At 63.7% G+C, this 25,049-nt stretch carries 18 protein-coding genes and 2 rRNA genes; 10 read left to right on the top strand and 10 right to left on the bottom strand.

Translation table 11 applies throughout. The features are described 5' to 3' along the window. The first annotated feature begins 1 nt into the window (after nucleotide 1). The gene (locus DWB23_RS06160; protein ID WP_121741965.1) at nucleotides 2-991 is read left to right on the top strand and encodes a succinylglutamate desuccinylase/aspartoacylase family protein; all 990 of its coding nucleotides are present in this window, start codon (nucleotides 2-4) and stop codon (nucleotides 989-991) included. Nucleotides 992-1,017: 26 nt separating this feature from the next. On the opposite strand, the gene DWB23_RS06155 is transcribed toward DWB23_RS06160, so the two are convergent. Together DWB23_RS06155 and DWB23_RS06150 are read right to left on the bottom strand one after the other, a co-directional pair. Then, nucleotides 1,018-1,776 (bottom strand): SDR family NAD(P)-dependent oxidoreductase, encoded by a 759-nt coding sequence (locus DWB23_RS06155; protein WP_121743023.1) that lies wholly within the window; start codon nucleotides 1,774-1,776, stop codon nucleotides 1,018-1,020. Nucleotides 1,777-2,035: 259 nt separating this feature from the next. Continuing rightward, complete coding sequence (locus tag DWB23_RS06150; protein WP_121741964.1) at nucleotides 2,036-3,118, bottom strand: anthranilate phosphoribosyltransferase; 1,083 nt, start codon at nucleotides 3,116-3,118, stop codon at nucleotides 2,036-2,038. 119 nt (nucleotides 3,119-3,237) lie between these two features. Between DWB23_RS06150 and DWB23_RS22910 the strand changes: the two genes are divergently transcribed. The 4 genes from DWB23_RS22910 (at nucleotide 3,238) to DWB23_RS06135 (ending at nucleotide 7,118) form a co-directional block, all read left to right on the top strand. Further along, nucleotides 3,238-3,375: a hypothetical protein gene (locus DWB23_RS22910; RefSeq protein WP_162989762.1), complete on the top strand. Its 138-nt coding sequence runs from the start codon at nucleotides 3,238-3,240 to the stop codon at nucleotides 3,373-3,375. 10 nt (nucleotides 3,376-3,385) lie between these two features. Next, nucleotides 3,386-4,558: an MFS transporter gene (locus tag DWB23_RS06145; RefSeq protein WP_121741963.1), complete on the top strand. Its 1,173-nt coding sequence runs from the start codon at nucleotides 3,386-3,388 to the stop codon at nucleotides 4,556-4,558. A 62-nt stretch (nucleotides 4,559-4,620) separates the two neighbouring features. Further along, a complete protein-coding gene (gene ahbB, locus DWB23_RS06140) occupies nucleotides 4,621-5,757 on the top strand; it encodes a siroheme decarboxylase subunit beta (protein WP_121741962.1) in 1,137 nt (378 codons plus the stop codon). Between the two features lie 146 nt (nucleotides 5,758-5,903). Next, complete coding sequence (locus DWB23_RS06135; protein ID WP_121741961.1) at nucleotides 5,904-7,118, top strand: DUF418 domain-containing protein; 1,215 nt, start codon at nucleotides 5,904-5,906, stop codon at nucleotides 7,116-7,118. Nucleotides 7,119-7,151: 33 nt separating this feature from the next. Here DWB23_RS06135 and DWB23_RS06130 read toward each other — a convergent pair whose 3' ends face one another. Both DWB23_RS06130 and DWB23_RS06125 read right to left on the bottom strand, forming a co-directional pair. Continuing rightward, nucleotides 7,152-10,328, bottom strand: coding sequence for an FAD-binding and (Fe-S)-binding domain-containing protein (locus tag DWB23_RS06130; protein ID WP_121741960.1), 3,177 nt, complete (start codon nucleotides 10,326-10,328; stop codon nucleotides 7,152-7,154). Between the two features lie 677 nt (nucleotides 10,329-11,005). Continuing rightward, nucleotides 11,006-11,890, bottom strand: coding sequence for a 3-hydroxyacyl-CoA dehydrogenase family protein (locus DWB23_RS06125; protein ID WP_121743022.1), 885 nt, complete (start codon nucleotides 11,888-11,890; stop codon nucleotides 11,006-11,008). A 420-nt stretch (nucleotides 11,891-12,310) separates the two neighbouring features. On the opposite strand from DWB23_RS06125, the gene DWB23_RS06120 reads away from it, so the two are divergent. Beyond that, nucleotides 12,311-13,552 (top strand): thiolase family protein, encoded by a 1,242-nt coding sequence (locus DWB23_RS06120; RefSeq protein ID WP_121741959.1) that lies wholly within the window; start codon nucleotides 12,311-12,313, stop codon nucleotides 13,550-13,552. A gap of 122 nt (nucleotides 13,553-13,674) precedes the next feature. On the opposite strand, the gene DWB23_RS06115 is transcribed toward DWB23_RS06120, so the two are convergent. The 4 genes from DWB23_RS06115 to DWB23_RS06100 all read right to left on the bottom strand — a co-directional run bounded on the left by DWB23_RS06115 (nucleotide 13,675) and on the right by DWB23_RS06100 (nucleotide 20,012). Further along, nucleotides 13,675-14,814: an acyl-CoA dehydrogenase family protein gene (locus DWB23_RS06115; RefSeq protein ID WP_121741958.1), complete on the bottom strand. Its 1,140-nt coding sequence runs from the start codon at nucleotides 14,812-14,814 to the stop codon at nucleotides 13,675-13,677. 267 nt (nucleotides 14,815-15,081) lie between these two features. Next, nucleotides 15,082-16,632, bottom strand: a complete 1,551-nt coding sequence (locus DWB23_RS06110) for a long-chain-fatty-acid--CoA ligase (RefSeq protein ID WP_121741957.1) — start codon at nucleotides 16,630-16,632, stop codon at nucleotides 15,082-15,084. A 116-nt stretch (nucleotides 16,633-16,748) separates the two neighbouring features. Next, nucleotides 16,749-18,980 carry a TRAP transporter permease gene (locus tag DWB23_RS06105; RefSeq protein WP_121741956.1) on the bottom strand — a complete coding sequence of 744 codons (2,232 nt, stop codon included), beginning with the start codon at nucleotides 18,978-18,980 and terminating at the stop codon, nucleotides 16,749-16,751. A gap of 6 nt (nucleotides 18,981-18,986) precedes the next feature. Next, complete coding sequence (locus DWB23_RS06100; protein WP_121741955.1) at nucleotides 18,987-20,012, bottom strand: TAXI family TRAP transporter solute-binding subunit; 1,026 nt, start codon at nucleotides 20,010-20,012, stop codon at nucleotides 18,987-18,989. Between the two features lie 268 nt (nucleotides 20,013-20,280). Between DWB23_RS06100 and DWB23_RS06095 the strand changes: the two genes are divergently transcribed. The 4 genes from DWB23_RS06095 to DWB23_RS06080 all read left to right on the top strand — a co-directional run bounded on the left by DWB23_RS06095 (nucleotide 20,281) and on the right by DWB23_RS06080 (nucleotide 24,445). Beyond that, complete coding sequence (locus DWB23_RS06095; RefSeq protein ID WP_121741954.1) at nucleotides 20,281-21,444, top strand: acyl-CoA dehydrogenase family protein; 1,164 nt, start codon at nucleotides 20,281-20,283, stop codon at nucleotides 21,442-21,444. A 210-nt stretch (nucleotides 21,445-21,654) separates the two neighbouring features. Continuing rightward, complete coding sequence (locus tag DWB23_RS06090) at nucleotides 21,655-22,419, top strand: IclR family transcriptional regulator (RefSeq protein WP_121741953.1); 765 nt, start codon at nucleotides 21,655-21,657, stop codon at nucleotides 22,417-22,419. A gap of 330 nt (nucleotides 22,420-22,749) precedes the next feature. Beyond that, nucleotides 22,750-23,385, top strand: a complete 636-nt coding sequence (gene rdfA, locus DWB23_RS06085; RefSeq protein ID WP_121741952.1) for a rod-determining factor RdfA — start codon at nucleotides 22,750-22,752, stop codon at nucleotides 23,383-23,385. A 670-nt stretch (nucleotides 23,386-24,055) separates the two neighbouring features. Further along, nucleotides 24,056-24,445 (top strand): hypothetical protein, encoded by a 390-nt coding sequence (locus DWB23_RS06080; RefSeq protein WP_121741951.1) that lies wholly within the window; start codon nucleotides 24,056-24,058, stop codon nucleotides 24,443-24,445. 298 nt (nucleotides 24,446-24,743) lie between these two features. Here DWB23_RS06080 and rrf (DWB23_RS06075) read toward each other — a convergent pair. Both rrf (DWB23_RS06075) and rrf (DWB23_RS06070) read right to left on the bottom strand, forming a co-directional pair. Then, nucleotides 24,744-24,865, bottom strand: a 5S ribosomal RNA gene (rrf, locus tag DWB23_RS06075). Between the two features lie 69 nt (nucleotides 24,866-24,934). Next, nucleotides 24,935-25,049, bottom strand: a 5S ribosomal RNA gene (gene rrf, locus DWB23_RS06070); the annotation flags it as partial.

The following is a 25,049-nucleotide window of genomic DNA, read 5'->3' as shown; positions in this document are numbered from 1 at the left end:
TATGAACCATGGGACTCACGAGACCCCCGGAACCCACGAGACGAACGACATAACGCTCGCACGGCTACCCTCCGGCGTGGCGCTCACGACGACGATCCATACGTATCACGGCGTCGAAGAGGGTCCGACGCTCTACGTGCAGGCGGCCCAACACGGTCGGGAGATCAACGGAACGGAGACGCTTCGACGGTTTCACGAGCGCCTGCCGCTGGGGTCGCTGTCAGGAACCGTCATCGCCGTCCCCGTCGCGAACCCGCTCACGTTCGATCGCGTCTCCTACACCACGCCGGAGCAACTCGACAGCATCAATGCCAACATGAACCGGATCTGGCCGGGCGACGCTAGCGGGAGCCTCCACCAGCGCATGGCCGCCCGCCTCTGGGAGGAGGTCAGTCGGGCCGACGCCGTTATCGACCTCCATACGGGCAGTCCCGACATGCTCCCTCACACCGTCTACCAGGAGGGCGATACGCGGGCTCGACGACTCGCCGAGGCCTTCGGGATCGATCTCCTCTTGTCCGAAGAGGCCGACGACGACGCCTCCGACGAGTGGCATCGACGCGGATTCGACGGAAAGCTCCGCGTCGCCGCCGCAAGCGATGGCATTCCAGCGATCACCCCCGAACTCGCACACAACAAGCAGATCCTCGAGGACGTCGTCGACGAGGGCGTCGACGGCTTACTCGACGTCTGTCGGTACCTCGGGATGCTTCCCGGCGAGATCCCCGAGCGAGACCAGACGGTCGCCCGCAACCATCTCGGCCAGGTGACCGCCACTGCGGCCGGACTCTTCCGCCCGAAGCCGTCGCTCGAGGTCGGCCAGTTCGTCACCGACGGAACGGCAGTCGGAACGGTGTACGACCCGACGACCTACGAACCGCTACACGAGGCCGCGGCTGATCGTGATGGAATCCTGTACGCACTCACGCAGGAAGCGACCGTCGTCGGCGGCGACCAGCTCGCGAGCATCGCACTGATCCGCGGTGAGTGACGCCGAGCGTCGACGAGTCGGTCCGACTAGGCCGAAAACCCGCCGTCGACGACCAGTCCGTGGCCGCTGACGAAGGAGGCGTCCTCGCTCGCGAGGAACAGAATCGCGTTCGCGATCTCTTCAGGCTTTCCGAGTCGCTCGAGCGGGTACTGCTCGGCCATCGCCTGCCGTGCCTTCTCGGGATCGTCCCGTTTCTCGAGGTACTGGTCGAGCATCTGGGTCTCGGTGAAGCCGGGGCAGACGGCGTTGGCGCGGACGCCGTAGGGACCCGCCTCCGCGGCGATCGTTCGGGTCATGTTCAGGACGGCAGCCTTGGTCGTCGAGTAGGCGGCCTGCTTCGGGAGGCCGAGGATGCTCGCCAGCGAACCGACGTTGACGATGGAGCCGTGGCCCCGTTCTTTCATGTGTGGCAGGGCGGCCGCACAGCCGTTCCAGACGCCCTTGATGTTGACGTCGATCACGAAGTCGCGGATATCGTCGTCGAGATCCTCGAGGCTGCCCCCGGGATGGCCGGTGCCGGCGTTGTTGATCATCACGTCGACGCCGTACTCGTCGGCGACTGTCTCGACGACGGCGTCGAATCGCTCGCTGTCGGTGACGTCGAGTTCGTGAAATTCGGCCTCACCGCCGGCGTCCTCGACGTCGGCGACGGTCCCCTCGCCACCCGACGTGTCGACGTCCGTGACGACGACGCGTGCGCCCTCCTCGGCGCACCGCTTCGCCGTCTCCTCGCCGATTCCCGCTGCCGCACCCGTGATAACGACGGTCTTGTCTTCCAGTCGCATACTCGCGGTATCGGACGGGGACCACATAAAGTCGTTCATCATTTTCAACACTCACCACAACTCCGTTTGGCGAAGTGGTCCTATTTTCAAACATTGGAAGGGATTGTCCGGACCCGCAGCTGCCGGCAGGTGCTGTGAGCGGGTCGAATACGGTCGCAAAAGCAAGCGACACCCGGGACGAGAATCATCCGGCATTCGGCGCTATATCACCGTGCGATCGATGCCGTAGCCGAAACCGACGAGTGAACCGGTGGCCGTCTCAGAACGCGCGAAGGTCCTCGAGCACCGCCTCGGCACTCCCGTCCGCGATAACCGCTCGAGCCTGCTCGAGTCCGTCCTCGAGACTGTCGACGTCCTGTCTGGCGTACATCCGGAACGCGCCGTTGAGCGCGATGGCGTCGGCGAAGTGGTCGTCGCGCTCGCCGGACAGCACGTCCGCCGTGATCGAGGCGGAGTCGGCGGTGACGTCGTCGACCGCGAGGTCCTCGCTTTCCATCTCCATGCCGTACTCGGCGGTCTCGATCTCGTAGTCCTCGAAGGACTCCTCGCCGGTTCCGTCGTCCGCATCCCACTCGGCCACCTTCGTGTAGCCGGGCCGGATGTCGTCGTAGCCCTCCATTCCCTGGAAGAAGATGGCACGGGAGAACTCGAGGCGCTCGCTCCCTTTGAGCAGGTCGGTCATCTTCTTCGCGAACGCGAGGTGGTAGAACGAGCCGAGGTGAACGTCGGCGTTCGCGGGGTTGGCGACGGTCTCGATGGTGTTGACGAACGTGCGGACGCCCATCTGGTCGCGTCGCTCGTAGAGGTCCTGAATCCCGGGGTTGAACGCGGGCTGGTAGTAGAAGCCGAAGCCGGTCTCGTCGACCATGTCGGCGCTCTCGGTCGGCTCGAGGTCCGTCCGAACGCCGAGGTCGTCGAGGACGTGTTTGTACGCCGTCGCTTTCTGGGTGGGAACGCGGTCGCCGGAGTGGACGACGACGGGGGTTCCCGCGGCGGCAGCCACGAGACCGGCACCGACGCCGAGGACGGCCGAGCTGTGCTTGCCGTCGTAGTTCGCCCCGCAGTCCACCGGATCGGCGTCCGGCTCGGCGGTTACGACCGATTCCTCGAGCATGACGTCGGTGTACGCCGCCAGCTCCTCGGGGTTGTTGCGCTTCCAGCGGTTCGCCAGCCAGAACGCGCCGAGGGTCGTTTCGTCGGGCTCGCCCGCCAGAATTCGCTGGAAGGCCTCTCGAGCCTGCTCGCGGGACATGTCGTCGGCGGACTTGGGGCCGGAGCCGATAACTGCCGTCATCAGCCGCTTGAGCGGCCACTCACCGAACTCCTGGGATGCCTGCGCCATGCGTGTCGGTTGGGAGGGGGCGTCCAAAAGCCTCCCGTTTCCGGTAGTGTCGGCGGCGATGAACCGGACAATTCAATCGGAGATCATCGATTCGAACCACGATCTTGCAGTTGCCCGGTTTGAAACTGTCGATCGAGAAAGCGACGATCGACCGCGAGGCGGACGGTTCACACCGGGTTCGGGCGAGCCGTCCGTACAGTATCGCCGGCATCGACAACTATACCGCCCTCGCGACGGAGCGTTCGAACGTCCCCTGAGTCGGATAGCATGGCGTGGCGATATCGAGACACGGTGTTGGCGCTCTGTACGCTCGCGTTCTTCGTATCGATGGTCGGCCGGCTGGCGGTGAGCCCCGTCGTCCCGGCGATCACCGCCGAGTTCGACGTCACCAATACGGTCGTCGGCCTGGCGATGACGGGCATGTGGCTCGCCTACGCGCTCGGCCAGTATCCGAGCGGGGTGCTTGCGGATCGGTACGGCGAACGCCTCGTCATCCTGGCGTCTATCGGCGGCACCGGCGCGACGAGCCTCCTGATCGTCGTCGCCCCCCACTTCGCGGTCTTCGTCGTCGGAGCGATCCTCGTCGGTGCCGCGTCCGGTCTCCACTACAGCGTCGCGACGGCGCTGCTCACGCGCACCTACGACGATATCGGGACGGCGATCGGCATCCACAACGCCGGCGCGCCGGCCGCGGGGCTGCTCACGCCGGTCGCCGTCTCCTGGATCGCGGTCCGGTACGGCTGGCGGCCGGCCGTCGCGATCACGGCCGCGATCTCCGTCCCGATTTTCGTCCTGTTCGCACGACGCGTCCGACCGACGACGCCGCGCCGGCCCGAGATGCGGATTCGCGACCGGGTGGAGCTCGCGCCGATGGTGGAGCTGCTCTCGCGGCCCCAGATCGTCTACACGGGCGTCATCGCGATCATCTTCGACTTCACCTGGCAGGGGATCGCGTCGTTCCTGCCGACGTTCTTCGTCGAGTATCACGGCTACGCTTCGACGACGGCCGGCGCCCTGTTCGCGGCGTACTTCATCGTTCAGGGCGTCCTCCAGATCGGCGTCGGGAAGTTCTCCGATCGGTTCGGTCGGGACCTCGCGATCGCACTCTGTGCGGCGACCGGGATACTCGGCCTCGGCCTGCTCGTCGTCGCCTCCCGGTTCGCGCTCGTCCTCGCGGGAATCGCGCTGTTCGGAACGAGTATGGGCTGGGGAGCCGCCGTCCTCCCCCGGTTTATGGACCACCTCTCCGCGGACGAACAGAGCGTCGGCTTCGGCCTCGTCCGCACCGTCTACATGATCGTCGCCTCGCTGGGATCGATCGTCGTCGGCTTCCTCGCCGACGCGTTCGGCTGGGCCGGTTCGTTCGGCTCGTTGATCGCCATGCTCGCGGTCGTCCTCGGACTGATCGCGATCGACTGGGCGACCGATCGACGGAAGTGAGCGTTCGAGTGCGGTCGACCGGACCCGAAAGCCATACGGTAGCCTTCCACCTAGGGCAACCAATGAGCACCCGTTCGGGGGATTGGCGCGAACACATCGACGATGTCGACGCGGTCCTTATCGATAGCTACCAGAGCGGCGTGCCAATCGAAGAGCGTCCCTTCAGGGGCATCGGCTCTGCGCTCGGCACCGACGAGGCCGACGCGCTCGAGCGCGTTCGACGCCTCCACGAGGCGGGCATCGTCCGCCGGTTCGGAGCGGTCCTCAACCCGCCGGTGATCGGCTCGTCGACGCTCGCCGCGGTACAGGCTCCGGCGGATCGCTTCGACGAGGTCGCGGCGGTCATCAACGAGTACCGGCAGGTCAATCACAACTACGCCCGCGACCACGAGTGGAACATGTGGTTCGTCGTCACCGCCGGCTCGCGGGAGACGCGGGAGAAGATCCTCGCGGAGATCGAACGCCGAACCGGCTGTGCGGTGCTCGACCTGCCGATGCTGACGGATTACTACATCGACCTCGAGTTCCCCGTGGTGAACGCGGATCGATTCGCCCGTGAGAGCGCAACGCCCGGCCTCGCGCCAGCAACGAACGACGCGGAGCTCCGTTCCGCGACCCGTTCGAACGGGCCGGCAGGCGGGAAACCCGTGAGCCAGCCGCGGGGCGGGGGAACCGACGCCTCGGCGACCCGAATCAGCGAGGAAGCGACCGGCGATCTGTCCGCGTTCGAGGCCGACCTCCTGCTCGCGATTCAAAACGGGTTCCCGCTCTCGAAAACGCCCTACCGAGATATCGCCGAGCAACTCGAGGCGGACGTCGAGCGGGTTCTCGAGGGAATCGAACGCCTCGCGAGGGCCGGCTGTATCAAGCGTATCGGCTGCGTCGTGAACCACGTCGTCACCGGCTTCGACTCGAACTGTATGGTCGTCTGGGACGTCCCCGACGAGAACCTCGACGACTGGGGGGAACGCGCGGGCGGATTACCGTACGTCACGCTCTGTTATCACCGGCCCCGCCGACCCGCTCGAGGCTGGTCGTACAACCTGTTTACGATGATTCACGGTCGCGATTCCGCGGCCGTCGACGAACGGATCGACGAACTGGCTTCGGAGTACCTCCCCGTCGATCACGAGCGACTCTACTCGACGGCGACGCTGAAGCAGACGGGCGCACAGTACGAGGAACTGGTTGGACACTGAAAGCGACTCTCGATCCGTACTCGCCCGCATCGGGTGATCGAAACGGAGTGCGGAAGGCGGGTAACACCGCTTTTCGGCGGCCACGCTGGAGGATAACTGAGCGATGAACTGCCGAGGATACGCGGTTTCGAACTGGAGCACGGTTCATGAGTTCTGAGAACGGTCCAACGCCGCCGTCGGAACGTATCGTCGCCCTCGACGCGCTTCGAGGGGTCGCACTCCTCGGAATCCTGGTGGTCAACGTTCGGGTGTTTTCGATGCCCGGATCGGTCCTCACCAATCCGACGATATACGGTGATTTGACCGGTGTAAACTACTGGGCCTGGTTCGTCGGCCACGTCTTTGCGGAGCAGAAGTTCATCACGGTGTTTACGTTTTTGTTCGGCGGGAGCGTCCTGTTGTTCATCCGGAGCGCCGAGAAGAGCGGGCGGTCCGCGCTCAGATTGTACGGTCGGCGGTCCGGTTGGCTCGTCGTCTTCGGCCTCGGACACGCCTACCTGCTGTGGTACGGCGACATTCTCGTCGCGTACGGCCTATGTGCGTTCGGCGTCGTCTTCCTTCGCGACTATACGCCGCGGAGGCTGGTGCTCTTCGGAGTCGGCCTGCTGGCGTTCCCCTCCGTCGTCGAGATTCTGGCGGGACTCACGCTGGATCCGTCCGCGATTGCGAGTACGTGGCAACCGCCCGAGACGGCGCTCCGGACCGAGGTCGAGACGTACCGTAGCGGGTGGGGAGACCAGATGGGGCACCGGATCCCGACGGCGTTCCAGCGACAGACCACGGGGTTCCTCGGATACACCGTCTGGCGCGTGGGCGGATCCATGCTCCTCGGGATGGCGCTGTTCAAGTGGGGCGTACTGACGAACGATCGTCCCCCGCGGTTCTACCGCCGGCTGATCGGGTTCGGGGCCGCCAGCGGGCTCGCCGTGATTCTCGCCGGCGTCTGGTACGTTCAGGCGAGCGACTGGGGGATCGGGACGGCGCTGTTTTGGCGACAGTTCAACTACTGGGGGAGCGTTCCCCTCGCCGTCGCGTACGTCGGAATGGTGATGTGGTACTGTCAGCGGCGTCCCGACGGGGTTCTGACCCGATCGCTGGCCGCCGTCGGTCGGACCGCCTTCAGCAACTACATCCTGCAGACGGGACTCGCCACGTCGATTTTCTACGGCCACGGACTCGGACTGTTCGGGCAGACGACTCGAGTCGAGGCGCTCGGCGTCGTCGTGGCCATCTGGGCGGTGCAGATTCCGCTGTCGGTACTCTGGCTGCGGTACTTCCGGTTCGGTCCGATGGAGTGGCTCTGGCGCGTGCTCACGTACGAGACGCGCCAACCGCTCCGTGTCAGCCGGAGCGACGGGTGACGACGGTGGAAAACGGCCGATGGGCGGTCCCGCTCACTCGAGCGCCGCGTCGACGAACTCGATCGGCGTCGGCGGCTCCTCGTCCGCGCCGGGGCGGCCCTCGAGTTGGGTCCGACAGGAGGCACCGGGAGCGACGACGCGCTCGCCCTCGCTGTCGTCGACCTGTTCGTACAGGATCGAGGCGATCCCGTCGCTCATCGAGGCGTGTTCGGCCTCGTATCCGAAGCTGCCGGCCATTCCGCAGCAGCCGGAGTCGAGCGGATCGACGGCGTACCCCGCGCGCCGCAGAACGCCGACAGCGTGATGGTCCTTTCGCGTCGCCTTCTGGTGGCAGTGTCCGTGGTACGTGAGGTGCTGGTCGGCCGCCTCGGGATCGAACGCGATCGTCTCGTCGAGTCTGAACGTGTCGATGTACTCGCAGACGCCGTACGTCGAACCGGCGAGGCGTTCGGCCGACTCGTCGGAGAGAAGGTCGAGGTAGTCCGACTGCAACATGACCGCATCGGAGGGTTCGATGACGACCACGTCCCAGCCGTCTTCGACGAGCGGCGCGAGGTTCCTGACGTTCTTGCGGGCGGTCTCTCTCGCCTGCTCGAGAAAGCCCTTCGAGAACGCCGGCCGTCCCGTATCGCCCAGTTCGTCGGGGATCGTAACGTGAACGTTCGCGGCCTCGAGCACCCGAACGGCGGCCTTTCCGGCCTCGGGGTGGTTGTGGTTGGTGTAGGTGTCGGGATAGAGCACGACCTTGTGGTCCGCCTCGCGCTCGCTGACCCGAGCGCCGCCGCGCCCCGTTCGCGGCTCCGCCGTCCGGTTTTCCGAGGCCGCCGTGTCGCCTCGCCGCTCGAACCAGTCACGGAACGTGATCGCGTGGAACGTCGGCAACGGGCGGTCCGAGCCGATACCGATCGTGGCCTCGAGGAACGTGCGCGCACCCGGCAGCTTCGACGCGGCGTTCGAGAACGGTGCGAGTCGTGAACCCCATTTTGAGAGTTCCGCGACGTTCGCAAAGAGGCGATCGCGAAGCGTCGAGCCGTTTCGCTGGTGGTACTCGTGGGTCACCTCGGCTTTGAGCTTTGCCATGTCGACCTCGCTCGGACAGTCGATGGCACAGCCCTTGCAGCCGATACACAGCCCCATCACCTCCTCGACGAACTCGTCGGAAAAGGCCTCTCCGGGCTCGAGGTCGCCGCTCATCGCCTGCCGAAGCCCGTTCGCGCGGCCGCGGGTGGCCGTGATCTCCTCGCGGCTCGCCCGGTAGGTCGGACACATCACGCCGCCGGTCGTCTCCTGCTCGCCGCGACAGCCGCCACAGCCGTGGCAGAGTTCGACCATTCCCTGCATCCCGTTGTCGTTTTGCCACTCGAGTTTCGGCTCGAAGCCCGCCTCGAACTCGTAGTCGGGATCGAATCGCAGGTGCTCTCGCAGGTCGGTCGACTCACCGTCACGGGAAACCCGTGACGAGCCTCCGCTCGCCTCGCTCGCGGAGGCGTCCCCGCGGAAGACGACCTGTCCCGGGTTCAGGATCCAGTCGGGATCGAACGCCGTCTTCAGGTCCTGGAAGGACTGCCAGAGATCGTCGCCGTAGAGCTTCCGATTCCACTGGGTGCGAGCGCGGCCGTCGCCGTGTTCGCCCGAGACGGAGCCCCCCAGCTCGACGACGAGGTCGGTGACGTCGTCGGCGATACCGTAGAGTTGGTCCAGTCCGACGTCGGTCTTCGTGTTCACCAGCGGGCGGATGTGGAGCACGCCGGGGCCCGCGTGGGCGTAGAAGCTGGCGTACGTACCGTGGTCCTCGAGGATCTCCTCGAAGCGCTCGACGAACGTCGGTAGCTGCGCCGGCGGGATCGCGGTGTCCTCGATGAACGAGATGTGCTTCTCGTCGGTAGTTCGCGAGAGCAAGATCGGGAGCCCGGACTTCCGGAGCTTCCAGAGCTTCGCGCGCTCTTCTTTCTCGTACGCCTCGAGGGCCTCGAGCGCGAGCGTCTCCGCGTCGCTTCGCGGCGCATCCCCGGGAGCGTCGCCGGCGGACGTCGCCGACGGCAGTCGATCGGCGAGCAATCCGGCGACCTGCTCCGCTCCGTGGGCTTCGTCCTCGGCGTAGAACTCGACCAGCAACACGGCGTTGGTCCCGTCGGGGAGCATCTCCGTAACGGGACCGAACTCCGCGGTGTCGCGGGCGAGGTCGATGAGCACGTCGTCTAACACCTCGACCGCGGCGGGTTCGTGTTCGAGGATCGGCGCGACGTCGCGCATCGCCTCGTGAAGGTCCGCATAGCACAGCAACGAGACCGCTTTCGTGTTCGGAACGGGTTCGAGTGCCACTGTCGCTTCGGTGACGATCGCGAGCGTGCCTTCGCTGCCGGCGAGCAGGCGCGCGAGGTTAACGGTTCCGGGCTCGCCGGTGTCCTCACCGCCGGGCAGTTCCTCGCCGCGGACCTCGGCGACGAGCCGGTCGAGATTGTAGCCGGAAACGTTGCGCTTGAGATCCGGATACGTCTCCGCGATCCGGTCCGCGTCCTCCGCGATGATGCGCTCGACTTCGGCGTAGATCCGCCTCTCGAGGTCGCCGTCGGGGTCGGCGCGTTCGACGATTTCCTCGAGCGTAACCTCGCCGAACTCGGCGATGGAGCCGTCGGCGAGGACGACCTCGCACTCCTCGATGTAGGCGTCGGTTTTCCCGTACTTCAACGAGTGTGCACCCGTCGAGTTGTTCCCGATCGCCCCGCCGATGGCGCTCTTGTCACCCCACGCGGGGTCGGGCGCGAACTTTAGCTCGTGGGAAGCGAGCGCGTTGTTCAAGCTTCCGAGGATCGTTCCGGGCTGGACCGTCGCCGTTCGGCCATCGGGATCGATCTCGAGGATCTCGTTCAGGTGACGCGTAAAGTCCAGGACGACGGCGCGGTTGACCGACTGCCCGGCGAGGCTCGTTCCGCCGCCGCGCGGGAGGACCGGAATCTCGCGCTCCGCACAGTACTCGACGACGCCGACGACGTCGGCCGTCGACCGCGGGAAGACGACGGCGATCGGCGTCATCTCGTAGGGGCTCGCGTCCGTAGCGTACAGCTCGCGAGAGTAGGAGTCGGCACGAACGTCGCAGTCGACGAGGCGCTCGAGGTCGTCGACCAGCGCCGGACGATCGACGTCGTCGCTCTGATAGTCGTAGTTCGCGCGTCGGTCGGCAGCCGGATCGGCGCTCGGCTCCAGAGACATACCTCCTCCTTACGCACTGGTGGCTAAAAGCGTCGGCATTGTCGACCTTCCTGTCCCGTTTTTCGACGGCCAGCCGCTCGCCCGGTATCAGGCCGGCTGACAGTTCTCCCGTCCGAACGGGTCGAACCGCGAGCAACGCGTGCCGATTCGGGAAAATAACAGACAAGTGTCTATGAATTATATATTATGGGTTGGGGCGCTCCCGAGCGTATCTCGAGTGCGCCGAATGGCACGTGGACGGGAAACCGGTGGTGATCGAGTGAAAAACGGCCCCGTCGGTTTTTCCACGTGCGCCCCCGGGGCCACCGTCCGTCGATTCGGACGGTATCAGTGTGTAGCAGCGCTCACGCAACAAGCGACGTGTCTAACTAGTTAGGGTCATTCTTCGGTCCCGCGCAGCGACGAACGGTCTCGAGACCCGCCGGATCGCCGTGAAACTGGGCTCGAACACTAAACCGCACGGCATAGCCGAAAGAGCAGCCAGCAGTCGGTCCGCGCGAACTGAAAAGGCGAGGTGTACGCGACGGCTTCGACGGCTGCTCGGCACACGGTAGAGCGGCCGAAGTCGTTATCAAATTCTCGAGTGTTTGGTAGAATAGACCGTTTCTAGATAAATTTGTAGAGGTTGCGAAAGCTCGCCCCGAGGACGCCAGGCTCATAACGGCGTCGCCGCGAGTTCAGTCGTCGCCCCAGTCGCCACTCATGCCGACGCGTTCGCCGTCCTCCCAGACGTAGTAGCCTTCACCGCTTTTTATGCCGAGATTGCCCGCCCGGACCTTCCGGCGCAGGGACTGGGGCGGCCTGAATCGCTCGCCGAGTTCCTCGCGGAGGTGTTCTGCGATGTGCAGGCGCACGTCGAGTCCGACGTGATCGGTCAACTCGAGGGGCCCCATCGGATGCCCGTAGCCGATCGACATTCCCTCGTCGATGTCGGCCGGGCTGGCGACGCCCTGCTCGACCATCCGGATCGCCTCGAGACCGAGCGCGAGGCCAAGTCGCGAGGTCGCGAAGCCGGCCGTGTCGCGGACGACGACGTCCTCCTTCTCGATACCCCGGACGTAGTCCACGGCGAACGTCTCGGTCCGTTCGTCCGTCTGCTCGGCGATGACGATTTCCACCAGATCCATGATGTGCGGCGGGTTGAAGAAATGGAGGCCGACGGCCCGCTCAGGGTGCTCGAGCGCGCTGGCCATCTCCGTCACCGACAGCGAGGAGGTGTTCGAGGCGATAACCGTCTCCTCGTCCGCGGCGTCCTCGACGTCCGCGAAGACCGCTTTCTTCAGGTCCATGTCCTCGGGCACCGCCTCGACGACCAGGTCGGCGTCTTCGACCGCTCCTGCGAGGTTCGTCGTCCCCTCGATGCGCTCTAAGGTCGCCGCCATCTCGTCTTCGGAAATCTTGTCTCGGTCGACGCCACCCTGGAGATTGGCGCGAATCCCCTCGAGACCGTCCTCGACGAACTCTTCCTCGATGTCCCGCAGGACCACGTCGTGGCCCGCCATCGCGGACACCTGTGCGATTCCGTGTCCCATGCTTCCGGCTCCGAGCACTGCGATTTGCATGTGTGTGTCGACTCCAGTCGCGATCAAAAACGTTCCTCTCTCGAGACGGGTGCCACCGTTCGATCGAACGAGATACCGGGTGCCGGAGCAGCCGTGGATGGGGGATCGTTGGCCGCGCTGAGCCACGATGGCGGCACTGCTGGCGTGCTGAACCGCGATGGCAGCACTGCTGGCGCGCTGAGCCGCGACGGCGGCTGTCGCGGCTCGAATCGCGAGGGATGAGCGAGTGGAGCGAGCGAATCGGTTGGGGAGGTCGAGGAGTTTTTCGTTGCCGGCGCGAGCAACCCGTTCGATTCGACGGCGTTTCGCCGAGTTAATAGAAATAGCATCACCCGTGTGAACAATTCGCATTATTCGTCGAGGCGACCAGACGCGAAGAACGGAGTTTCTTTACCTCCTGTAGAGAGACAATCGGTACCGATGAGCGACCAGCAACCAGTCATCGTCCAGGCAGTCAGAACTCCACAGGGCAAACACGGCGGCGTCTTCGCCGAAACCGGCAGCGAGGAACTCTCGGTCCCGCTCATCGACGAGATGCTCGAGCGAACCGGCCTCACCGGCGACGACGTCGACGACGTTCGGTGGGGCTGTGCGAAGCAGGTCAACGAGCAGAGCAACAACATCGCCCGCGTCATCGCCTTGCTCTCCGATCTCGGAGAAAACGTCCCGGGGACGACGATCGACCGGCTCTGTGCCTCCTCCGCCGAGGCGATCATGAGCGCCAGCGACGCCATCCGGGCGGGCCAGCGCGACGTGATTATCGCCGGCGGCGTCGAGAACATGTCCCGCAACGAGCGCCGGAAGGGAATCGACTCCTACGGCGGCATCGCAGAACAGTACGACGCGGCCGGGCTCGCGATGGGTCAGACCGCCGAAACGGTCGCTCGAGAGCACGACATCTCCCGCGAGCGCCAGGACGCCTACGGTGCGCGCAGCCAGCAACGCGCGGTCGAAGCGACGGAAGCGGGGAAGTTCGACGACGAAATCGTCCCGATCGAAACCAGCGGTGCGTCGGAGACGCACCGTGCAGACGGCGATAGCGCGGAGCAACGCTCTGCGGACCGTTCGGGCGGGCGGGGCCCGCGAGAAGAAGCCGTCGACGATGACGGACTCGTAGAGCGAGACGAGGGCCTGCGTCCCGGCACCACGAAAGAGAAGATTTCCGATCTCCCGCCGGCTTTCGAGGAGGACGGCACCGTCACCGCCGCCAACGCCTCGCAGATCTCCGACGGCGCTGCCGGCGTCCTGATCACGAGCAGCGCGTTCGCGGAAGCGGGAGGCCTCGAGATCATGGCCGAACTCGAGGATCACAACGTCGCCGGCGTCGATCCCACGGTCATGGGGATCGGACCAATCCCCGCCGTTCGGGGCATCTGGGAACGCAACGGTCGCTCGAGCGAGGACTACGACCTCGTGGAGCTCAACGAGGCGTTCGCCAGTCAGACGCTGTACTGTCAGGACGAACTCGGCTTCGACGACGACGTGTTCAACGTCAACGGCGGCGCGATCGCCATCGGTCACCCGCTGGGTGCCTCCGGCGCTCGCCTGCCGGTCTCGCTGATCCACGAACTACAGCGCCGGGGCGGCGGGCTCGGCCTCTCGACGATGTGCGTCGGCTACGGCCAGGGCGCAGCGATCGAGCTTCGAGTGCCCGAGCGATAGCCGGCCGGTCGCGGCTCGAGCCCGTCGGTATCGGCTGCCGGCAGAGATGCCGCTCGAGCGGGAGCGAGGGGGGCGGGTACCGTCCGGCGAGGAAAGCTGGAGCGCCGGCGTGACGATCCGAACTAGAGGATCTGGTCGGCGATGATGTTCTTTTGAATCTCGCTGGTGCCCTCGTAGATCTTCGTGATCCGGGCGTCGCGGTAGTAGCGCTCGGCGGGGTAGTCCGTCACGTAGCCCGAGCCGCCGTGGACCTGGACGCCCTCATCGGCGACTTCGACCGAGATTTCGCTCGCGAACAGCTTCGCCATGCTTGAGTACTGCGCGGCGACGTCCTGGTTGTTGTTCTCGACCTCCGACGCGGCTCGGTAGGTCAGCGATCGGGCGGCCTCGACCTTGGTCGCCATCTCGGCGAGTTTGTGCTCGATCGCCTGGAACTCCTTGATCTTCCGGTCGAACTGCTCGCGCTCGTTGGCGTACTCGATCGCGGCGTCGAGGGCACCTTGGGCGGCACCGACGGCCTGGGCGGCGACGCTGGTTCGCCCGGAGGCGAAGAACTCCATCAGCTGGTAGAAGCCCTCGTCGACCTCACCGATGACGTTCTCCGCCGGAATGCGAACGTCGTCGATGATGACCTCGGCGAGGTCGGAGGCGCGAATGCCGAGTTTGTTGTCGATCTTCTCGGTCGAAATACCGTCGCGGTCCATCTCGACGAGGAAGGCGGTGATGCCGCGGTGGCCCTCGTCGGGACTGGTCTTGGCCATCAGGACGCCGACGTCGGCGACGGTGCCGTTGGTGATCCACATCTTGTTGCCGTTCAAGACGTACTCGTCGCCGTCCTCGGAAGCCACCGTCTCGATCCCGGCGACGTTCGAGCCGTGGGCGGGCTCCGAGATCATCGAACAGGAGGCCGTCTCTCCGTTTGCGACCTTGGGAAGCCACTCCTCTTTCATCCACTCGTCGCCGAACTCGATGATCATGTTCGTCCCGAAACCGGCGCTGCCGACGGCGGAGCCGATACCGGGATCCGCCCGCCAGAGCTCCTCGGTGACGATCGTACTCGAGATTTTGTCCATGCCGGCACCGCCGTACTCGAGCGGAATGCTCGGCGCGACGAAGTCGTACTCGGCGGCCTTCCGGCGAATGTCTTCGGGATACTTGGTCTCGCGGTCGTGTTCCTCCGCGACCGGGGCCATTTCGTTTTCCCCGAACTCGCGAACGGCCTCGCGAATTGCGTCGTGCTCGGCGGACAGCGTGAATGCCATAGATAGTGATTACGTGGGGGTACCAAAACAGCTTCGATATATTCAACAGTTACAACGGATCGGTAGTGTTATGCTACCATTGTAAAGTAGTGTTGCAGACAGTACTTTCGAGGAGCGGCGTTTTCGGGCTTCGGTAGCGTTTTCCGGAAAGCGGGGCCGATCATTTCGGCTACGGCCATCTTAGTTCCGGCGGCGTGGAGGGCCTTCTCCCGACGAACGCACGGGTTCGTCGCGTTCCGATACGAAATTCCGCCGTTCCGACGGCGGCTACTCGCCACTAATTTTGAACTTCTGGACCTTCCCAGTCGTCGTCCGCGGGAGTTCGTCGACGAACTGAACCTCGCGGGGGTGCTTGTACGCCGCCACGTTGTCGAGGCAGTACTCCCTGATATCCTCGGGCGCGATTTCGGCGTCCGGTGTCGGCACGACCAGCGCCTTGACGGTCTCGCCCCGACGCTCGTCAGGGACGCCGACGACCGCGGCGTCCGCGATATCCTCGTGCTCGAAGAGCAACTCCTCGACCTCGCGCGGATAGACGTTGTAGCCGCCGGTGACGATCATGTGCTTCTCGCGGTCGACGACGTAGAAGAAGTCATCTTCGTCCCAGTAGCCGATATCCCCGGTGTGGAACCACGTTTTGCCATCGGCCTCGGTGAAGGCTTCCTCGTCCGCTTCCGGCAGCCCGTAGTAGCCAGCCATTACGTTCGGGCCGGAGACGACGAGTTCTCCGGTGGTCTCGGCGAGGTCGACCTCGCCTTCGTCGATCGGTCCCTCCTTGACGCGCGGAATCTCGGCGAACTCACCATCGACGACCTTCGCGTCCATCCCGTCGAAGGGCTTCCCGATGCTGCCCTTTCGACGGGCACCCGGCGCGTTCGCGTGCGTCGTCGGACTCGTCTCCGTCAGCCCGTACCCCTCGTAGAGGGCCGGCCCGAAGGTCTCCTCGAAGCGCTCGAGGACGTCCATCGGGAGACTCGAGCCCCCTGAATTGACGAATCGCAGCGAGGAGAGGTCGTAGGTTTCGGCCTCGGGATGGTTGACCATGTCGTTGAACATCGCCGGCACGCCGAACATGACAGTGATGCGTTCAGATTCGATCGTTTCCATGACCGCCGTAGCGTCCCATTCGGGGACGGGATAGTACGCTGCGCCGTTGAACAGCGCGCCGTTCATCACGACGGACATGCCGTAGATGTGAAAGAGCGGCAGGGTTCCGATGAGTTTGTCGTCGGGTTCGATCCCCCCGATGAGATCGGAGTTAGCGTTGGCCGTCCACGCGAGGTTGTCGTGCGTGAGCAGGACGCCCTTCGGCGTGCCCGTCGTCCCGCTCGTGTAGGGTTGGACGGCGATATCGTCGTCAGCGCGGTCGACGATCTCGAGGGTGTCGTCGGCGAGGAAGTCCTCGAAATCGGTTGCTCCGTCCGTGTCCGGACCCACGCTGATGACCCGTTCGACCGCCGTTTCCTCGAGCACATCGGAAACCGCCGAGACGTTTTCCGACAGCGTGACCACGGCCCTGGCACCGCTGTCGGAAAGCAGGTGAGCGATCTCGCGGGCCTTGTACTGCGGATTCATCGGGACGACGATTCCACCCGCCCGAAGCGCGCCATGAAACGCCGTCACGAACTGCGGGAGATTCGGCAGATAGATCGCGACTCGATCGTCAGCGCCGATACCGCGGTCCGCAAGTGCCCGGGCGAACCGCCCGGCCCGCTCCCAGAACGCCTCGTAGCTCAGTTCGGTGTCATCGTCCGCGATAGCGACCGAATCGGGCGTCGATTCGACGGTCTCGGAAACGTTCCGCACGAGATTGGTCATACAGTATCTACGAGTCGGATGAACAGTAGTAAAATGTTGTTACTCACAGTTCCGAACCGAACGCGCGAACCGAAACGGGATCGGCGTTCACCGAGATGAAGACGAGAACGGAGGAATCAGTCGACCATCGCCGCATCGGTCTCGGTCGTCGAGTCGACGTTCTGGTAGCCGACGACGAATCGAGCGTATCCCAACACGCCGAGGATAGCGGCCCCGGCGACGATCTGGACGGCGACGTGGACGTACGCCCCGAACATCGCCGCGAACGCGGCGACGACGTAGAGCCCGCGAACCGGGTACGAGAGTCGCCTCGCCCCGTCGAACCCGATCGTCGCAACGATCAGTCCGATCGTCCCGGCGAGAACGACGGGGAACGCGATCATCGTCTCCCGTGACCAGTAGATGAGGCTGTTGTTCGCGACGAAGGCGTAGGGGATAACGAATCCCGGAGCGCCGAGACGGAGCGCCTGAACGCAGGCGCGCATGAAACTCGCGCCGGCGATGCGCGAACCGATCGCGACCGAGATTGCGACCGGCGGCGTGATCGCCGACAGCATCGCGAAGTAGAACACGAACATGTGCGTCGTGATCGTGGGAACACCCATCTCGGTGACCGGCTTGGCGATCAGAATGGCGACGAGGATGTACGCTGCGGGCGTCGGCATCCCCAGGCCGAACAGGACGCTGGCGATCATCGCGAGGGCCAACACGAGCAAGAGGCCGCCCCCGAAGCCGAGGACGGTCACGTCGCTCACGCCGATAATGGTCGTCGCAACCCGCCCGGTCAACCCGGTCCCCTCGAGCAGTTCGACGATCACACCCATCGCCGCGAGGACGCCGACGAGCGGCGCCATCTCGAGGCCGCCCTGCTTGAAGCCGTCGAGGGTTTGTCTGGTCGTCGCGAGGACGTTCCGACCGATCGCACCGACCGAGACGCTTTCACCGCCGGTGTCTCGCGCGTCGTTCCCCGTTCCGACGTGCAAGACGTCGACGCAGACGTTCCGGACGTACATCACGGCGATGATCGCCACTATCGTGTACATCCCTGCCGTGAGCGGGGTGTACTGCAGGTAGACGAGCGTGTACAGCAGGACGCCCATCGGGATCGCAAAGTGAGTCCCGCGGAGGAGGAGCCGCCAGTCGAACGGCGATAGCTCGCTCGAGGTCCAGCCGAACTTGAGGATCGTAAAGTGAACGGCGACGCAGACGCTACAGTAGAACAGTGCCGCGGGGATAATACCTGCCCGCACGATCTCGAGATAGGGAACCCCGATAATGTCGACCATCAAGAACGCCGCGACGCCCATCACGGGCGGGAGCATCTGGCCGCCCGCGGAGGCGACCGCCTCGATCGAGGCGGCGACGTCGTCGCGAACGCCCTGATCTTTGATCATCGGGATGGTGAAGCTGCCGGTCGTCGCGGTGTTGGCGGCAGCGCTGCCGGTGATCGACCCCATGATCATACTCGAGATCACGGCGATCTGGACGACGCCCGTCCGAAGGCTCGAGCCGAGTTCGCTTCCGACCGTCCGGACGAAATCCATGAGGCCGTAGGCCTTGGCGATACCGGCGAACATGATGAAGATCGCGACCCACGTCGAGCCGATGCCCATCAGCGTACTGTCGTACACGCCGCTAATACTCACCGCGCCGTTTTCGGCGATCTGTTCCCAGTTCATTCCGGAGTGGCGGAAGACGCCGAACAGCTGTTGGCCGACCGCCGAGTGCGCGTAGCCGATCGAACCGACGGCGACGGCTGCGATGACGGCACCGAACGCCCGTCGGGTCGAGTCGATCGCGAGCGCGATCAACACCACGCCGACGAGGTGATCCGTCGAATCGTAGCCGACGATAAACGCGTCACTCTCGAGTCGGCCGAAGTTGGTGTAGACGTACCCCGTCGCAACGAGCGCCGCCGCGGCGAACGCGACGGCGACGTACGGATCGATCCGAGCGTAGACGTCCTCGACGTACTCGAGGCCGCTCGAGGAGTCGTTCTCCGCCGCCGCTTGCCGCGGCGCGTCCGACGCTCGTGTCACCTCGTCCGTCGGTCGTTCGCCGGTGGCATCCCTCGTCCACTCATCCGTTCTCTGCGAGAGTCGCTCGTGTGCGTACTCGAGGTAGTACAGCGCCACCCCCATCCCGAAGAAGATGATCACGTACGCCTCGACCCGATTCAACCACGTCGGCGTCGGATGGAGCCACTCGAGCGCCGACGGCCACCCGACGAGGAGCAACGCGGCGTACCCGACGGTATACAGCGTCAACGAGACGCCGAGCCAGTAGACAGCCCACCCGAGCACCCGCAACGGAAGACCGCGGTCGGAACGTCGACTGATAGCTGACATCGGTGCTTACTCGTCAGCCCGCACGAAGTCGTCGCTCCACATGTCGTTGTCCTCGTAGAAGTCGGCTGCACCCTCGTGGAACGGGACGTCGTCGTACATGTTGTCCACCCAGAACGCCTCGTCTTCGAAGGTCCCCAGGACGGCGTGATACTCCCCGAGTTCCTCGCGCTGGGCGTACATCGCCTCGAGGAAGTTGTAGACCGTATCCCGGTCGAGGTCGTTGCGGGCGATGAAGTTGTATGCGAACGTGGGCGCGGGAATCTCTCCGGGCGTGTCCGCGTTATCGATCACCCCGGTGTCGACGGTCTGATCGAGAATCCGATCGTCTCCCGCCCAGGCCTCGGCGGTTTCGTCCGAGATATCGAGCACGCGAAGGTCGTCGACTGAACCGGCGATTTCATCGAGCCACCCGGGCACGATGCCGAAGTTCATCAGCGTTCCTACGCCGACATCGAGTTGGTTCTCGTTCATCTGGTTGCCCTGTTCGCCGTAGGTCGCACTCCCGCGGTCGTAGTCATCGACTGCGTGTTCGAGCGCGCGCTCGAGGGCCGGCGCGGTTCCGGAGCCTTCCGGCGTCGGCGAGACCGTCATGCCGGATTCGATATCCGACAGCGTCTCGAGGTCCTCGTCGGTGATGAAAAACCACGGCAGGTCGTAGAAGTGAAACACCTGCGTCATTTCGAACTCGAGTTCGGCGAAGCTGTCGGCACCCTCTCGGACCTCCTGTGCCGACCAGTTCTGGATGTACACCATCTCGGCTTCCTCGTTATTGAGCGCGCCGAGGTTCGCTTCAGTCCCCTGACTCGTCTGTGCCTCGACGAAGAGGTCGTCAGATTGGTCGTTGACCGCGTCCGCGATTCCCTGATTGGCGCCGTAGGCCGTCGTCTCCGACGTCGACGTGCGCATTCGAACGGTCGTCTCACCGTTGCTACCGGTACATCCTGCGAGTGCCAAAGCGGTTCCGACGCCGGTTGCCGCAAGGAACGATCGACGAGTCTTCCCGCTACTACTGGCGCTAGGTTCGCTCACCATGACAACACGATACATACGTACCCCGTATAATACTTCTGTTCCGTGTACCACTCATTATATGTTCACTGTGTTCTCACGGGACGTTACGGACGGCCGGCGACACCGGTGCAAATATTTGGGAGAGAAGGAAAGTCGGATACCGACGAAGTAGTGTCGCTATCGCGTCGTGACCGGCGATCGATTACTTTTCGCGAGATTGCTGTCAGTCGTGTATTCGATCCCCAACAGGTACCGCAATGCCTATTGTGCCGTTAGCAGACTATCACCTATGTTGGATTTCGTTCAACTCGAGGCGGATCTCGATCAGGAAGAGCGCATGATTCGGGACACGGCCCGGGAGTTCGTCGAGGAACATGTCAAACCTGACATCGGCGAGCACTTCGAGAACGGGACGTTCCCGAAGGAACTCATCCCGAAGATGGGAGAAATGGGCTTTTACGCACCGAACCTCGAGGGGTACGGGTCGCCGAACGTTTCCGAGACCGCCTACGGCCTCCTGATGCAGGAACTCGAGGCCGGCGACTCGGGGCTGCGTTCGATGGCGTCGGTACAGGGGGCGCTCGTCATGTATCCCATCCACGCCTACGGGAGCGAGGAACAGAAAGACGAGTGGTTACCGGAGATGGGAACGGGCGAGACGATCGGATGTTTCGGACTGACCGAACCCGAACACGGTTCGAACCCGACGGCGATGGAGACCTACGCCGAGCGCGACGACGACGGCTACGTCCTGAACGGTTCGAAGACGTGGATCACGAACTCGCCGATCGCGGACGTCGCGATCGTCTGGGCGCGCGACCGCTCGGCCGACGACGACCCCGTCCGCGGCTTCCTCGTCGAAACCGACCGCGACGGCGTCTCGACGAACAAGATCACCGAGAAGCTCTCGCTGCGAGCCTCGATCACGGGTGAAATCGGCCTGAATAACGTCCGCGTCCCCGAGGAGAACGTGCTTCCGGGCGTCTCCAGCATGAAGGGGCCGCTCTCCTGTCTCACCCAGGCTCGCTACGGAATCGCCTGGGGGGCCGTCGGTGCCGCTCGAGACTGCTTCGAGGAGGCCCGTCAGTACGCGAACGATCGGGACCAGTTCGGCGGCCCAATCAGTCGATTCCAGCTTCAACAGCGTAAACTCGCGGAGATGGGGACCCAGATCACGCTGGCTCAGCTACTGGCCTATCGACTCGCCGAACTCAAAGAACGCGGCGAGATGCGCCCGCAGCACGTCTCGATGGCGAAACGGAACAACGTTCGTATGGCGCGCAACCAGTCGCGGATCGCTCGCGAAATGCTCGGCGGCAACGGCATCACCACCGACTACTCGCCGATGCGCCACATGGCTAACCTCGAGACGGTCTACACCTACGAGGGTACCCACGACATTCACACCCTCGTCCTCGGCGAGGAGTTCACCGGCATTCCAGCATACGAGTAACGCCGCCACGGGGTGTCGACGGTCCTCGTTCGAGACGCGAACGGGAGCCGGCAGTCGCCACCGCCTCGAGCGGTTCGGAGCCGATTCGTGTCGTCCCGTATACCGAAACACTCCCGGACGGATCACGGTCGATATCGAGCCTGTTCCGCATAGCCGCGATTTCGTTTTACTATCCGGAACATTGATTGTGACGGTCCCGCATGATCACGTATGAGCACCGATCGCGAAGACGGAACCGGCGCGGGCGTCTCGACGACACGCAAGACGTTCGAGATCCTCGAGGCCCTCAAAGCCGAAGAGGGGGTGACGATCACGGATCTCACGCGACGAACGGACCTCAGTAAGAGCACCGTTTATCGGCACCTCACGACGCTGACCGACATGGGGTACGTGATCAAACGCGACGACAACTACTACATCGGGTTCCGACTGCTCGAGATCAGCGAACGGGCTCGCAATCGGAAGACAGGGTACACGGCTGCAAAGCGGAAGGTGTTCGAACTCGGCCAGGAGACCGACGAGCGAGCGGTGTTTATCGTCGAAGAGGAGTACGAAGGCGTCTACATCCACCGCTACGGCAGCCTCTCCGATACGATGATCGGCAAACGGCGACCCCTTCACTCGCTCGCCTCGGGAAAGGCGATCCTCGCGGAGTGGGACGAAGGGCGGGTCGCCGACTTCATCGACGAAAAGGGCCTCGAATCGTTCACGAGCAACACGATAACGGACCCCGACGCGCTGTACGAGGACCTGGATCGGATCCGCGAACGCGGCTACGCCCTAAACGAGCAAGAACACATGGACGGTCTCTCCGGGGTGGCCGTCCCCGTCTATACGCCCGACGACGAACTCCTCGGCTCGCTGGGCGTGTTCGGACCGGCGAGCCGGTTCAACGGCGAGTTCATTCACGACGAACTGCCGGACCGGCTCTGGGACAAAGCGGGCGAGATCAGAGTCACGCTCGCCTACAGCTGATACAGTCGGAGAAGGGTGGTACGGGTTTTCTCCGAGTTTCCGACCAGCTGAGTGATCGACAGTGTTCTACCCGTCCGAGACACCACAGTTCGAATACCGAACTGCGAGAGCACGCCGAACAACAGTTTCCGATGGCGAACGGAACCGCCGCCGCAAGATCGTCATCTGCGAAACCGCACGTGAGTACGACGTACCCCGGTTCGATCGGCGATAGCTCGGACCAACAGTCGTCCACAGCGATTCCAACCGAGAGAACGCGAGTTCGAATGGTGAAACGATCCCGTCCGAGCACCGAAACGGCTTTCCACCGCTCTCGAGAATCCACGACCAATGGACGAGCGGAATACGGGTCCGGGACCGAGACCGAAAGTCGCACGACTACTCGAGAAATACGAACTCGATGGCGTCGGCGACGAGCTCGAGGCCCAGTGGACCCATCCCGAGAACCGAAAGAGCCTCCGAACGCTCGCCGAGTCGTTCAACGAGCGACTCGTCAGGACCGCACTCGAGGACGCAGGTGTCGATACGATCACCGAAGACGTCGGGTACCTGTACGACCTGCTCCGTACGGAAACGGGTAGTCGCGGCGAGCAGCTACAGGCCAGACGCCGGCTCGAGCGGGCGGGAGTCGACGTCGAGACGCTGACCGACGAGTTCGTCTCCTACGGTGCAATTCGATCGTATCTCACGGGGTACCGAAACGCATCGTTACCGGAGACGACCGACGACGAGGTTCGGATGACGGAACGCCGAGCCATCGAAGGACTCCGCCAGCGAACCGTCGCGGTAACCGAGAGTAAGCTCGCCCGACTCCGAGAGACCGACCGACTCGAACTCGGCTCTCATCACGTGCTCACGAGCGTCCAGGTCGTCTGTGAAGAGTGTCAAACCCAGTACGACGTGGTTAAACTGCTCGAAGCGGGTGGCTGCGAGTGTGATACCACAGAGGGCACGCTCGAGGGATGATACCGCTGTGAACACGAACAGTGCCACAATGTGTAACAAGAGTACGTCTGTTATGGGTTACTGAAAATCCGGTTTCGTAGCGCTGGTTACGAGTTCCGCGTCCGCCAGCGATCCGAACGATTTCAGTAGCCGAAACAACTGGCCCCGTCCGGAAGGCGATCGGTTTCAGCCTACGGAATCAGAACCCGGGACGCGAGACGGTCCGTCTCGAGCGGAAGACGTGATCGACTGAAGAGGCGACTACGGACCACGTGAACTCTGCCACGTTACTACCGTCACGATGACGAGGTGGCTCAGCGTACGAGACCACGCGTACAGACGGACGATAATATTACGATATGTCTGATGTCTGTGATAGATAAAGATCAAACATAATGGTTATCCACCTATATTGGACCGCCAATCCAACAGGGTTTCAGAAGCCTCTCTCCCGCCAGTAATAGTATATTACTCGCTCATGTGTTGATTTTCCAAAAAGGTCCGCAGGTATAGTCACAGTTGATTGAAAGCCATTTGGAAACGCCCTATCCCGGTTTTCGAGTTCCCACAGGATATCTGGGCCAGTATGAATTATTTCTTATTATTAAGTGGAGGTGTCTACTTTCAAGTATTCACCACCCGTTCGACACTTGTCCGTACCTTTATGAGGAATACCGCGGCCAAGGGGGGCATGTCGCAACGCAAGCGGCCATCGCGACGAACAGTCCTGCAAACACTCGGTTCGCTGGGAACGGCGACGATAGCCGCGTCGGCAGTTGCCGGTGCCCGCACCGGACGTCTCGAGACTCGAGCGGGCGACAATTACCGCCGGTCGAACGGGAGGGCGCTCGAAGACGTCCCGGAGGATGCAACGCGGTACATTGCCGTCGTCGATCGAATCGTCGACGGCGAACACGTCGTCCTCTTGCTCGAGAAAGAGTGCGAGCTCGTCGATCAACATGTGACGCCGCGGTCGCAACTCGACGAGGTTGAAGAAAGCGACATCCTGATCGTCGTGATCGAAGATGAGGAGTTACTAACGGCACAGCAGATCCCGGAACGACCGGAACAGTGCCGGTAAAACAGTCGTAACCCCGATCGCTCCGATCTCGCGGAAGCCTCGTCGTCACTGATCGAGCGTCCGGAACCGGTCGACCGGCACAGCGAAGCCGGTACGAAAGTACTGCGCAGTAGGTACCCCGATCTGACGACCGCGTGTACCGACTCAGTTTCCGTCGTCTTCTGACCTCGAGATAACCGCTATCTTGAGCAGTTGCGATCTTACTCCGATAAAGACTTGTACTGTAGTGAGCCGTTCTCTGATAAGAGATTGCCTCTGGAATTGGAAATAGCAGTTGCTCTGCGATGTGAAGTATGAATAGGAGCGGCGAAACGGCTTTCCCAGAGGCTCGCGCACTCCAGTACTCCCCGTAACGCAGGCGGGCTTATCTTCCGTGTTCGGGATGGGTACGGGAGGAACCCCGCCGCTGTGGCCGCTGTAATGCCGACCGGCGGAATCGAACCGCCGCCAGACCAGTATCGGTTCTCGACGATGGTGTCGAGGTATGAGTGGAGGCGGCGAAACGGCTTTCCCAGAGGCTCGCGCACTCCAGTACTCCCCGTAACGCAGGCGGGCTTATCTTCCGTGTTCGGGATGGGTACGGGAGGAACCCCGCCGCTGTGGC

Source organism: Natronorubrum halophilum, assembly GCF_003670115.1.
GTDB lineage: Archaea > Halobacteriota > Halobacteria > Halobacteriales > Natrialbaceae > Natronorubrum > Natronorubrum halophilum.
Note: the sequence above shows the minus strand (reverse complement) of the source record. Positions and strands in the feature narration are given on the sequence as shown.